The following is a 13,545-nucleotide window of genomic DNA, read 5'->3' on the forward strand; positions in this document are numbered from 1 at the left end:
ATCTGCTGCAACAAAATCACTGTATTCTAACCTCTATCAAAATTTGATAGAGACGTAAGAACTCATAGGGAAATAGCGGCGTCGAGTCACGAATTCTGAGGGCTTGACTGAACTCTCTCGAAAGGATTAGCAGCTAATCTCAAAATGATTGAACTAATTAACCCTTTTAAAAAAAGTTTAAATCCTGCTTTAAGGCTGGATTGTTAAAAGTCAGTTCACACAGGCTAGATCACTACGTATACCTGTTAACTAGCTACAGCTAGTTCTTTTTATTAATCCAGGAGATTGCTATATGAGTAAAGTTTCCTAAGATACTACTCCAATACTTAATTTAACATGATCCTCTTATACAGTACCAAATCCATTAATTAGTAAATTCTCATACCTTTTGTCAAGGCTTTTTAATAAAATCTTCATTTTTTCCTCATGTTTCATAAAAACTTTACAATAGGTTTACTGAGAAAATAAATTTCATTTAATTTATGTTGAAAGCCTAGTTAGAAAAAATATAAAGCATATATATGAAATTGTTATATTAATTAATTTTTTTTATATAAAAGCGATAAGTCAAGTGAACACTACTGTAAATAAATCTGTAAAGAAGAAAAAATATAGCACCAATTTGAGTAACTGATATATAAGTATATTTTATAAAAACAATGAAGTATGAATTAATGTTAAAAATGTATTCGTGCTGACAGCGTGAGCATCTGCCCAAAAAAGTAATATGCTCCTAAGCGAGTTACCTTGTTTACCAAGAAGGGGAAATGGGTTTGCGGGAAAAGGGTAAAGGGGGAGAACAAAAAGCTTTTCCCCACGGGTAGGTTGCCCCTATCTTAATTGCGGAGAACAAAAAAAGAAGATTTTTTCGGCACTATGTGCGATAAAAATCAGCGTCCATGCTTGAAACCCCTGATGGCTGCGTGGCTGGGGTTCCCTTTCCCCTTTCCCCTTTCCCCTTTACCCCTCTTCTTCATCTAAAACTAGTGTTAAGAGAAAACGAATACTTCCATTGGGTGCTTTTTTACTATGGACAGAAATCGAAGTCGGGCGTTAGGGCAACACAGGATCATGGGGAAATGGATAAAAATTGGTTAACGAAGTTATAGTTGCTTGAACAACTACGAATAAATCTACTTCTAGGCAAAGCATTTGCTTAAAGAGGTGTCATTGCTTTATCGTTTGTTAAGAGAGAAGCATATGATCTAGCTCAGTAGCTAGCCAGTGTTTGAACATCTTATTCAAAATTTCTTGATATCTTTGGGCTGTTAACTCCGCTGGGATAAACTCTTCAACCATCAAAAGATGAAAACCTTGCTCGGTTTTAAGAGGACCCATCAACTGATTTTGTGGTGTACTAAAGACTACAGCAGCTATCTTAGGCTCTAACACCCAACGATAGATTTTTCCTTCATAACCACACTTGTGTCTGCGATCGCTATCAATATCATGAAGGTGAGCAGCATCATAAAAACTAATTTCACCTTCCTCAATTTGATAATAAAGTTCTTGAGCAAGTTTTTCATTGGCAACAACGATTTGATACAAAATGACTTGCTCAAATTCCAAACGATTTTGGACAAAAAACTTTTCTACGTCCTGAGTAAACAACACCTCAGCTAACTTTTGTGCCAGCAGATGATTCTGAATTCCGACTTCCCACTCGTGTGGAGTCATAAACTGCTCTCCCAACCATAAGAGCGTATCCGCAGCCTTTTCCAAACCCCTTTCGCGACGCTGGCGGTTCGCCTCAGCCTCAATTTCTTCTGCTGTTACAGTTATTCCTCTTTCCCTTGCAGTCTGACTTATCACTCTTTGATACAAAATTTTCTGGCATACTTCCTTATAACTCATTTCACTTTTAAGGAAGTTGATAATTTCTTCAGTTTCAATAACTATTTTTGAAAAGTCCTTCATTGGAATTTACGGACGTCTACACTGTTTCTCAATCCAAGTTACGATGGTTAAATTTTACCTATAAGTAAGCGGGCGAAAATTAAACAGAAAATACATTTCTTGCAAAAATTACCTTTTAGGGCTATTTGGAACCGCAGATGGACGAAGCACTGCGTTGCTCTAGTTACTAGCAGTGGAAGCAAATGCCGTGCAGGGAAACACACATAAATTATCTGCGCCCATATGCATCTATCTGGAGTTTCATATACAAAAGAATGAACTTATGCAAGAAGTTTAATGAGCATTTCTTTCTGCCCACGTACTTAGCACCCTCACTATTAACATCAGTGGAATTATCATTTCAGTAGTTTTTCAAACAAAAACTGGAAGCTTATTTGTTGTTTTAGCTTCCAGTCATTTATGCATAAATTGCAAGTTTACTAAGCACTCATCATCCTATTTTGGGAGGACTAGGATGACAATCATTAAGAGAGAACCGAAAGAGCTATAAGTTTTACCAGCCAAGATAACAGTTTAGCGTTGCTTTTTCATTTTCCACACTGAAAGTTCTGGAGAGCGTTGCTGCAACCTACACCGACTAGATAGCAGCCGTGGAAGTTTGGATTGGGGGAACAGACCCCTCCAATTTCTCTTTGCTCAGACTTTGTGGGAAAAAGAACCACCATAAGCAACGTTGGATCTGTCAATCTATCTATAGGAGTTCTCTACTCCAGTGGGTACTGACTGCTTCAGCAATCATCCCAATATGTTTTACACTCAAAAATAATTATTTATAGTCATTTCTTCTCTCCTTTAGAATGAACTTTAATCATCATTTTTTTGATGCTATTAATAATTTATACAAAACTATTAGTATAAAATTGCCATTTTGGCAGATTTTAAATAAAAAATATAAAATTTTTCGGAAAATAAAAAACTGCCATGCTGTAGATATGAAATCAGCATGGCAGACACTAAGCAACAAAATCAACTGTCTATCAGTATCTATTGACTCCAACGAGTTTGTAATTGAATTCACAGAATTTTAAGGAAAAATATTGATTTTTTCTGGAGCCATTTCAGGATTGGTGGATTCATACTCATGAACTTGTGTTGTTAACCACTGTTCCAAATTACCACCACGGATTTCTGTTTTTTTCTTGCCAACTACCTCAAGATAAGCTAAATCTTTAATTTTGCTCAGGCAGCTTGCTGGTGTCACATGGCTTTGGGACCTTTTGTCGGAGGGTAGCTTAGCAATTTTGATATTGTCGTTTTGCTGTTGATTTGACCTGTTAACGTGGGTATTCTCTTTGAGTAGCCGATTGTAGGTGCGGTAGGGAATGTAGTGTAGAGGATTGTAGCCAGCAAAACGTAGCATGAGAACACAAGCCCAGGAATACTTACCAGCAAGAATCGCCTCAACGACTTGGTCAAATTGTTCTGAAGGAAGTTTTTTATCTAAGTTCCTAGCGCTCGAAACATCTTGATTCATAGTGTTCATATTGTGGTGGAAATGAATGAGTTTATCAGTTTGTTAGGTTGTTTGTAGCCCAATTGACGGTTTATCAATTGTTCTCTGCATGCAAAGACGGAAATTCTCTGAAAGAAAATATCAGCGATTCGACGGTGGGGAATTATTTTGCAGTGGCTGTTTGATCTGCTTTTAATTTGATGATTTTTCTCTTATTTGTGATATCTTTACCAGCCAATCCAACTTTAAATCGATCTATCTGAGCCAATTTCTTAAGGGGTTTAGCAGTTGGAAAAATAGATACGGCTGTTTTTGAACTCGTGCTGAAATCCCGCTTTACAGATGTATCGAGATGAGTTTGCACTTTTTGAGCTTGCAAGTGAGTCATTCCCTTCGCCAATTGTTGAATCTCCCTTGGCTTTAGTCGTTCTGATGGCTGTACTGGCATTTCTGCATTTTGTGGTTCGAGCGTGTCTAATGCTCCTAAGCCAGCTTGTTTTTCTTGAGCCTTGAGTGAGGCGCTCCTTTGAGCCAGCATTCGAGTCTGAGCCATCAAATCTTTGATGTGCTTGAACTGCATTTGGTCAGCTGCTAAATGTTGCGTTTGCACTTCAACTTCTGCACCCAAGAGTCCACTGTCTAATTCTGCGACGACTTCACTCGTTTTCAACTGTTGAGCGTCTTCTACCCCAGTATTAACGACTTTACCCAAATGTTGTAGCTGAAGTTTCTGAGGCTCGCTTAATGCTACAAATTTTCCTCGAATTTGATTGACCTGTTCAATCTTTCCTGTCCACGCCCAAACGACTACAACCGTAAAAAAAGCTATGCTCTTGGGCGTGACTAGATGAGCAAGGGTTAAGGGTAGTTGCTCGAGCAATGGCTGTAAGGATGTAGACCAATACCCTGTATTCTTAGAGGCTGTTTCAGAGTTTGTAACTGTGGCGGTATGTGTATCTGTAGATGCTTTTGGTAAAGCAGCTTTTGTTGAAGCTACATGACTGGAGTAGATGAAACCCTTTTCAGAAACCAAATCACAGTAGGAATACAAGTTCTGAAAATTCATCCCTGAATTCTCTGCTTGGCTTGAGGTTTCGATTGCATTTAACCTGATGATACTGTTCATGCTCTGTCCTGATGATCCCAAACCTGACTTTCTATTCAAGTCTTTTTGCTGCTAAGCCGGAATGATGTTATCTCGCTATCAAATGCAGCAGCTAATTTGTAAAAAAGCAATGTATACAGACGGATACGATACAAGTGAGGGTGATGACTCTTATGAGTTTTCTTTGAATACCGCTCAGTTGCTGGTGACTGATCGACTGTAACTTTTGCTCAGCGTTGCCACAGGCTTAAATTTACTTTCTCTGTGTCATATGTCTGAAATGAAAAAGTCTTCGCCTGGCTTTCAGTAGATGCTTTTGTGTCTGATTCAAATTTCACTTACTCCTAATCTAATGTCTTTTTTTTTGGTAGATTTCTATTCCAATTTTATACCAAATAATTAGGAGCTATTAAGTAAAATCGCATACTTTTTAGGGTGGTGGAGAAAAATTGCTCATCCCTAATCGTTAATAACCATATTCGTATTTATACTATTTTTTTTTGTAAATGTCATCTACTCCATCTGCATTTTTTCAAGGAATTTTACTCAAGTGTTTCTATATTTACTTAAGTATTATCCCGTTTACGTTTTGTCCCTTAGTTGTTAAATATTGGGGGTTTGACCCCTCATCCATAATTGCTCTAAAGGTTTTATATTCCCAAGACTTATGGATTTTTTTACCGTTACTAAATGTCCTACTACTTTAAAAATATATCAGCAGAAGTAGCATTTAGACAATCTTTACTAAAGCCAAATCATAATAATCCTTTTTACCATTTCCGGAAAATGTCTTCTTTTCGTTATCTGAGTTAATCTGCACGCAAAGTAAGGCTTTGCTTTTCCTATGTGATTGCAAATTTACAATGAATCTGTTATGGATTTGGCACAATAATCAATTCATTCAATACTGGTATTAAGTTGTTTCATTACATTTGTGTGGTATAATTTCAAAGATTTTGCAAGTAGGGTGTTTTGAATATAACAAAACACTTCTTCAGGGTTTTTAACAAAGCAAAAGTAGCAGATTGCAACTGTGCATAATTATTTACTTTATTCGGATAAAAAAAGAAAGGTTGCCTAGGATGTTCCTAAGTAGATTTAGTAAATATTTGCGCCTATTTTCAAATCTAACTGACACAGAGCAGTAGAAATATAAGGGTATAAAGGTGTGGGGTATGAGCCTGTAGAGGCTTATACCCTGTCTTCTCGAATACTGTGGAAACAAAGCAACTTTGTATGAGGTTATAGATATAATTGCTGCTAGATGAAGTGGTTATAAAGACCGCCAATGTTCATTAACTCTTGATGGGTACCATGCTCAACAAGACTACCTTGGTCTAAAACAAGAATGCAGTCAGCATGGCGAACAGTAGAAAGACGATGGGCAATGATAAAGGTAGTGCGAGCTTCACTAGGAGCAGCAACACTGACGCGACTAAACCGAGCTATGTTTTCTAGAAATTGAGGCTCAGATTCTATATCTAGTGAACTCGTGGCTTCATCCAAAATCAAAATTCGTGGGTTTTTCAGAAGGACACGAGCAATTGCTATTCTTTGTCGCTGTCCACTCGAAAGCGTTATTCCCCCTTTTCCGACTCGGGTATTGTACTCCAGAGGTAGCGATTGGATAAAGGTGTGCGCTTCTGCTAGTTGTGCAGCGGCTATAACCTGCTCTAGGGTATATTCTGAGCTATAAAGCGTGATGTTTTCTAAAAGAGTTCCGGAAAACAAAAAACACTCTTGTGGTACCACCCCCAACTGACTTCGCAATGATTGAGGTGAAACATGAGCAATATCATGTCCATCAATCAAAATACGTCCGCTGTTGGGACGATATAAACCAGCAAGCAAGTTGACTAGAGTGCTTTTCCCTGAACCGCTGGAACCGACAATACCAATGGTTTGCCCTGCTTTGATTTTGAAGGAAACATTTTGCAGGGTGTTGGGTTGTTCATCTTGACTAAAACGGAAAGTGACATTTTCAATACAAACATCACCGCGAATTGGGGGTAGCACCAGTAGTGGTTTTTGAGGATTTTCTTCTGGCTGAGCAGTTAAGACATCGTTGAGCCGTTCCATAGAGATGAGCATTTCTTGGAACTCATCCCACAACCCTAGCAACGCTAGAACAGGGTTGATTGCACTGCCGATGAGCATATGAAAAGCGACAAATTGACCAACCGACATCTGTTGGTGAATCACCAAGGTTGTTCCATACCACAACACCGCTGTGTTCCTAAAGTGATTGATCATGCTCTTTGCAAGTTGGAACTTATGAGCCAGTTTTTGAGAGTGAAACCGCGCTTCCAGCATATCCGTGAAGCGCTGCTCCCAATGCCAACGCGATCCTTGCTCAGATGCTGCTGTTTTTATTGTGGCAATACCAGTAACTATTTCAACCAATGAGGAGTTTTGTGCTGCTGATTTGTTATAGGTTTCCCGCGACGCTGTTTTGAGAGATGGACTTATCCCCAAAGTCAAAACGATTATTGGTACAAGCAACACCAACACCAACAGAGTGAGTTGCAAGTTGTAATAAGCCATCAATCCCAGGTAGACAACTGCGATCGCACCATCCAACACAGTACTGACCGTTTGACGGGTAAGAAACAGTTGGATTTTTCGGTTTTCCTGAACGCGGGTGATAATATCCTCTACCTGACGGGATGCAAAAAATTGCAACGGTAATCGCAGGGTGTGACTAATAAAGCTACCCATCAATGTTGTGTCGATGCGGTTGGAAAAGTAGTTCAGTAGGTATTGACGTACTGCTGTTAAGGCAATGCGCCAGATACCAAAGATCAGGAAGCTGACAGCAAGGACATTGAGAGTGGCTAGGCTTTTTTGTGACATGACTTGGTCGAGAACCACCTGAGCATATATAGGTGTTGCCAACCCAAACACCTGCAGCAGCACTGAGGCGAGAATGATTTGCCCCAGTAAAATACGGTGTTGCCAAAAAACCTGCCAAAAACCCAAAAGGGAAATTTTTTCGTCTTTGAACGCCTTGAAGCGTTCGGTAGGGGATAAGCAAAGACCATATTGTGTCCAATTCTCTTCAAACTCTTGGCGAGTGAGCGATCGCTTCCCAATTGCTGGGTCACAAATCAACACGCGATCGCCTTTGACTTGCCAAACGACAACATAGTGAATTCCTTGCCAGTGAGCAATCCAGGGACGCTTTTGCAACTCCAACACATTCAAAGAAGCCCGCACTGGTAGCGCTTGATATCCCAAATTTTGGGCTGCATCTGCTAAGTCTGAAAGCGATGCACCTAGACGGTTTGTCTGAGCTAAATTCCGCAACGTGTTCAGACTAAAACGTTTACCCCAGTAGCGGCTAATCATCGCCAAACACGCCGCGCCGCAATCTGATGAACTTTGTTGTTGAATGAAGGGTCTTCGTCGCCATAACCGCGTTATTGAGCGGTGGGGAGGAATTCCTTCTTGAGAAAAGTGAATATCTGCTATGGTTTCAGCAGCTTTTAAACCCTCTAACTCTGGGTTGAGCCCAGGTGGGACTGTGGGTAGAGATTTTAGAATTTTGTTCGCGTAGCGTGTCCGCAGGACATATTTTGAATTTTGTAGACGTCCCTTGTCCTCTTCCTCGCACTGAGTAGGAGATAATTCAGGGGCAATCGCCGTTGCTGACTCCCAATGTTCTACGCTTAGCTGGTAGACTTGCAAGTCCGTTTCAGCGCTCCAAGCTGGTAACTGCGTCTCAGGATATCCCCAGCTATTTCCTACCACTGGTGGCTTTTCTGCTTCTTGAGTAGAGATTTTTCCACTCATCAGCCAAAAGCGCCCTTCTTTAGGGGGAGTCACTTCGGTTAAAGATGAGCCAGCATCTATCTTTTTTTGTACTAAATAAGGTAGGAATTGCCGCAGAGTATAATTTTTTTGCCAGGATAACTCAGTGCAAGTTTTAAAGAAAATTAACGCTTGACGCTCAAAAACGACTTGCTGTAAATGCTTTTGCAAATTAGGTATTCGCTCTAGCCAAGACACGAGGTTAGGAATGGTAACTTGCGCCACACAACCAGCACTAGCTGCAATTGCCCGATATGGTAAAGGTTGATTGCAGAATAAATGGTCTGCTCCAAAAGTTTGCTGAGCTAAAAGCAACTGAGTTGATACTTCTTTTCCAACGGTTGCGTCAAACCCAAGCAGTCGCACTCGACCTTGACAAACTAAGTAAAGAACATTGTTCGTGTCTTGGGTTTTTCTATCGAGATTATAGGTAGTTAAATCGTCACCTAGCTGAAACTCACGCACAACCCAAACTTTACTAAAATCTGATACTAGAGTCGTATCCTCGACAACTAGCCTCAAAAAGTTGAGGATACTAGGGCTTGCTGTGGGACACTGCTGTTGACTTGTGGAATTCTGCTCGGTTTGAGCTGTTAACGACGAAAAGGAGTTCATCGTTTATCAGTGGGTTTACAAAAATTTTGAATTGAAATAAACTGATTTCTTAGATTGTCAGTAGTGAACATTTCTTTTCTTTGGATTACTAGTTGTTTGTGTGTCTAAAACTAGCAGTATTTAGATTGTTCAACAAAAAATTCCTTACCCTGAGTTCAGAAAACTCAGGGCTCTTCGATATATTCTATGATGACTCCCAAATATTATTTCTGTAGTTAGTCGCTCAAGTCCGGAAAATAGACGAAAGAAATATTATATGACAGATGAAAACGACTTGAGTTATTAGGTGCAGAATCTTAATTTTACATAATAGATAGGGAACAGTTGTAGGTTGCGTTTGGAGTTTATCGATTATCCGAAGCGTGTTGGCACTGGGGGAGTAGGGGAAGATGACTCATCACTCATCACTAAATAAATTGCCCAAATTGCCATAGCCCGGAGGTAAGTACTGGCGCGGAAAGTCCCCACAGCAGTGATGGCTTCAGGTGTGCGGAATTGTAGCCCATTGTCATAAACTTGCTGCACTACAGCATCTGCCATTCTAAAAGCCTCATCTTTCATTCCCATTTGCACTAGAATTGCAGCTAAGCCAAAATTTATCCCTGTCCAAATTTCCAAAGGATGAGTTGCATTGGGGTTTTCGGGTGAACCGTCAGGACGAACACCGTTAGCCGCACCAAACTTGCCATTGTAAAACTTGAGGAAGCAAGCATCGTAAATTGTTTTTAAGGCAGAGAAGGCACACTCAACAGGTACAATATCTGGCAACGCCAAGAGACGAGCATAAAATTGCCCACATAATTGGTCTGCCATCACCACATCAGATCCACTCTCACTATCGAGTCGATAGTATTGCCCATTCCAAAGTTTTTCTTGGTAAATAGGGCGAGATTGTGCAAGCCAAGTTTCATAGATGGATTTTTGAACCGCCAAGCCTGCCCTCGAGCGAAGCGAAGGGACGCCAAGATCGCCAAGAAGAACCTTGCTGTTTTGGTGGTTATTTAGTAAAACATTACAAATCGCGATCGCCGCCTCCAACGCCGCCAACCACAAACCGCCACAATATGCACTTACTCCCAGCAAGCGCCAGTCGTCAAAAGTTTGGTCAGGCGCACCGGAATTTTCCGGAATGCCATCCCCATCTTTATCAAACCTCTTGAGGTAGTCTAGAGTTTGCACAATAGCATTCCAACACTCTGCAAGGAATTCCACATCATCAGCACCTGTCAGTAGAAAGTCTCGGTATACTTGCAACACAAAATCACAACTTAAATCTTTCCACAGGTTGCAATCTTGATAACTTGTATAATTTGTTTTTTCCCAAACGTGTTCGTTGGGTGCGCCTAAGTCGTGAGGCGTTGCGCCTGCAGCTTTACGGACTGCCATTTGGCTTTCCGCACCGTTTGTGTAATAGTAGCCAATAACACGAGGAGTTTCGTCACTTTTAGGTATTGCCCGTGCGAAGGCACGAATCACCGCCTTTTCCAGTTCTGGAAACAGCATCAGCAGGGCAAAAGAACCGTAAAGCCGCACATCCAAACTTTCATACCAGCGGTAATCTAAGCACTCTAGCACGGCGAACTGACCAACTGGGTCACGCTTTGTTGCCGCACTCCACAGAGTTCCACCACTGGTGAGGTCATAAAGTTCATTGAACAAAGCCATTTTGAACCAGTCGGGTAAGTCTTGGCGATCAAGAATCGGCTGTTGCCAAGATTGAATCTGCTGTTGCCAAGTTTGGTATTGAGCTAAAGCAGAGCATGCGATCGCCCAAGCATTCTTACCACTTCGACCAAAAAAGTCGGTATATCTGCGGTAATATGTAATCTGGGATGCAAATTCTGTAACAGGAAAATCCCAAGCAAGCGCGAAGGGGATTTCGAGAGTTTCGCCTGGTTGGAGAGTGAAACGTAAAGCAACAGCCACCCCTACCTGTTCACCCTCGCAAGAAGGAGTATCATCAACGTAATTGGGCAAAGAGCCATCTTGGGCAAAGCTTTGCCACACATCATCACCCGTACCTATAGGGTTCCACCGGGTTTGGTAAAATAACTCCACTTTGGGATGTTTGGGCGTGGCAATACACCACTGTCCCTCTCCTTCCTGCACTGGTTCAGTGACACCAACCCGAGCCAACTCAAAGCCAATAAATTCACTATTTTCAACTATCAAGTTAAAATTACCTTTACTTTCGCCTAACCGCGGTTGGTATTCATAAACTGGACTACCATCATCGCGCAAGCGAACCTCAGGAGATTTTAGAGCATTGGTGAACCAGCCCACCATATTTTCCCAGGTGAGCATGATACTAAGAGCGATCGGTGCATCAGTAGGGTTGTGTGCAGTCCATACAAACACTGCTACTGGGTAGCTCGTTTCTTGATAATTTGCCGCCCAAATAGGAGAGAACTGCTCGCAGGTTAAGTTTGCTTGAAAGACTCCTTCATAAACAAACCAGCTGCGAGGGTACAGGGCGTGATAAGTTCCCGTCAAAAATTGGGATGATGAAGTGAGATTTTTCTCCCCACCTCCACTTGCTGGATACCACTGCCATGATTTCAAGCTGCCATCTTCAGGAGGTTCAGTACACAAAGCATATGCTTGCGAGGATGAGCCAAATGATTCAAACACACTGAATTGACAGGCGGGGATGTTTTGGAAAATATGTTCACCGCCATCAATGTGCCACAAATTAAAGTCTCCCCGCGAGGAACGACCAATACAACCTGCACCAAAGCCGCCTAAAGGCATTCCATGCCAAGGACCATCATCAATATTGCTGGCATAGCGGACTGTGTAGGGTTTGTCCCAGCCTAAACCGATGGGACGACTCCAAGTGCAAGAGGGAATGACGGAAGATGGCAGTTTTGTCATCATTTAATTATACAAGGTTCAGTGTATCCGTTCCTACATTCGTAACTGATACTCAAATTTCTAGATTAATCTTGATCCATGTCAACAATGACTTGTAAATCAGCTTCTGGCATCAATCGCCGTAATATAGCAAGATGACCATCCGCATCGCTGCGACTGCGGAATCGATTAATCACAGTTCGCTCAGTGGGTGAAAACCAACGCACAACAGCCCAAGGTGCAAGTGCAGTACGGTATGTTTTAGTTTGTCGCATCAATCAGAAAACCTCGCTTTTATAACCACCACAGCAGTTGACATTGCAATCAATAGATTGATGTCTGTTTTTTTTTGGATAGATAATAGTTAGCAGATGCTTATGACTAAACATCAGCTCAATCTCTGCATTCTGCGGTAACAAGACGCAGCGCACTTCTCCAAGCTTCACTCTGCTCGCGCACTTCATAGTTGCGTGAGGCAAGCGGTTAAAATATGGCTCTAAGGCAAATATCTATGAGAGGCGTTAGCTGGTAATGCCTGCCTTACGATTATCTTTCAACTCACACGAAGAAGTGTTAATAATTTTGTATGTGAATACATCATGTGAACACTTCTGTGTTAATATATCTATGACCAATTAACTAAAATCACCAGCGAAAACTTTCAGGGGAAAGCCTTGATGTTACTCATGGAGAGTTGAGTCGTCGGCTTGATCCAAGTTTTCATATTGTTCGGTGATTGGGAAACTAAGAAGAAAGTCCCCGCACTTTGATCATTCAACTATGTTTGCTCGTGAGCTAAAAATTTCCCTTAAAACCCTTACTAAAGTTACTTGAGCTTTTCTTTGTAAATGTTAAGGGCATTTCTTACGAGCCAGTATCAAAGCGACGCTTCATAGCAAACCGCTCTGCTTAGATGTCTGCATCAAACCAAATAGAACCTTAAACCAACCAGAAAGCTACTGAGTGGCTAGCGATATACAACAGATGATTATGTAACCATTTGCAAACACAAACGCTCCGATGAACTTCTTAAATTGATTGTAGACCCAAATTGTTTGTACAAGAGAGAGGGGTTTCAACCCACATTTGTATCTGCAAAAATTCCACAACCAATGCTGAAGCACTTGAATGACCTGTAAAGGTGGCTCGGATAGCTGCTAGATTTTGTTTGACGCTTTGCCAAGCAGACAATATTATTCCCGCTTGCTTTGAGTGCAAATCATGTGGAGTGGAAATTTGCTGATTTTGCAGTCGAGGGGATGATGTTTGCTCTTTGCTAGAAATGGCGCTGACCTTAATTGCAAAACCACAATCCCAGATAGATGCTTTCTTGCTCAAGTGTTGATTAGCTAATGCCAATATCTTTGGGCAGAATCTTCCGCTGCCGCGTTCATCATTGATGCTCACACGATGCTCCCCGATTATCTGAATTCGCTTAACCACATTTACATCCCTAAAAAAGAAGAACAGGAAAAAAGGAAGTTAATCAAAAAACCAACATTCGTACTAGTGAAATTCTGTAGTAGTTAAAGCTCTCAAAGAAAGCCCCAGGTGAGAAGCCTGGGGAGGATGCAAACCACCAAGGCATAACGATGAGCGCTCTGACGGTGCGCGTGCAGTACTAGACCCAGTCGTTAGCTGGGAAGAGGAGGTTTTAGCCTTGTGATGTGTGCTTTTTGGTGCAATAACCTATTAACAGATACCATACTCCTTAGAAAATGAATAGAGTTGCCAAAATGCCAAATTAAGGGATACGGGGCGTAAGTAAAAATGTGGGTAATGACCCCTACAC

At 41.3% G+C, this 13,545-nt stretch carries 6 protein-coding genes and 1 pseudogene; all 7 read right to left on the bottom strand.

All coding sequences use genetic code 11. The features are described 5' to 3' along the window. Positions 1–1,185: 1,185 nt before the first annotated feature. A complete protein-coding gene (locus tag AACT52_RS22995; protein ID WP_073627260.1) occupies positions 1,186–1,917 on the bottom strand; it encodes a peptidylprolyl isomerase in 732 nt (243 codons plus the stop codon). Positions 1,918–2,894: 977 nt separating this feature from the next. Beyond that, positions 2,895–3,391, bottom strand: a pseudogene (locus AACT52_RS23000) (HetP family heterocyst commitment protein). Positions 3,392–3,533: 142 nt separating this feature from the next. Next, on the bottom strand, positions 3,534–4,496 hold the full coding sequence (locus tag AACT52_RS23005) for a hypothetical protein (protein ID WP_073627262.1): 963 nt from the start codon (positions 4,494–4,496) through the stop codon (positions 3,534–3,536). A gap of 1,239 nt (positions 4,497–5,735) precedes the next feature. Beyond that, the gene (locus tag AACT52_RS23010) at positions 5,736–8,900 is read right to left on the bottom strand and encodes a cysteine peptidase family C39 domain-containing protein (protein ID WP_198940818.1); all 3,165 of its coding nucleotides are present in this window, start codon (positions 8,898–8,900) and stop codon (positions 5,736–5,738) included. Positions 8,901–9,251: 351 nt separating this feature from the next. Beyond that, positions 9,252–11,774 (bottom strand): GH116 family glycosyl hydrolase, encoded by a 2,523-nt coding sequence (locus AACT52_RS23015; RefSeq protein WP_073627264.1) that lies wholly within the window; start codon positions 11,772–11,774, stop codon positions 9,252–9,254. Positions 11,775–11,839: 65 nt separating this feature from the next. After that, positions 11,840–12,028, bottom strand: a complete 189-nt coding sequence (locus tag AACT52_RS23020) for a hypothetical protein (protein ID WP_073627266.1) — start codon at positions 12,026–12,028, stop codon at positions 11,840–11,842. A 754-nt stretch (positions 12,029–12,782) separates the two neighbouring features. After that, positions 12,783–13,196 (bottom strand): hypothetical protein, encoded by a 414-nt coding sequence (locus tag AACT52_RS23025; protein ID WP_143172703.1) that lies wholly within the window; start codon positions 13,194–13,196, stop codon positions 12,783–12,785. Positions 13,197–13,545 lie beyond the last annotated feature (349 nt).

Origin of the sequence: Scytonema sp. HK-05 (assembly GCF_963872035.1) — a bacterium.
Lineage (GTDB): Bacteria > Cyanobacteriota > Cyanobacteriia > Cyanobacteriales > Nostocaceae > Kalymmatonema.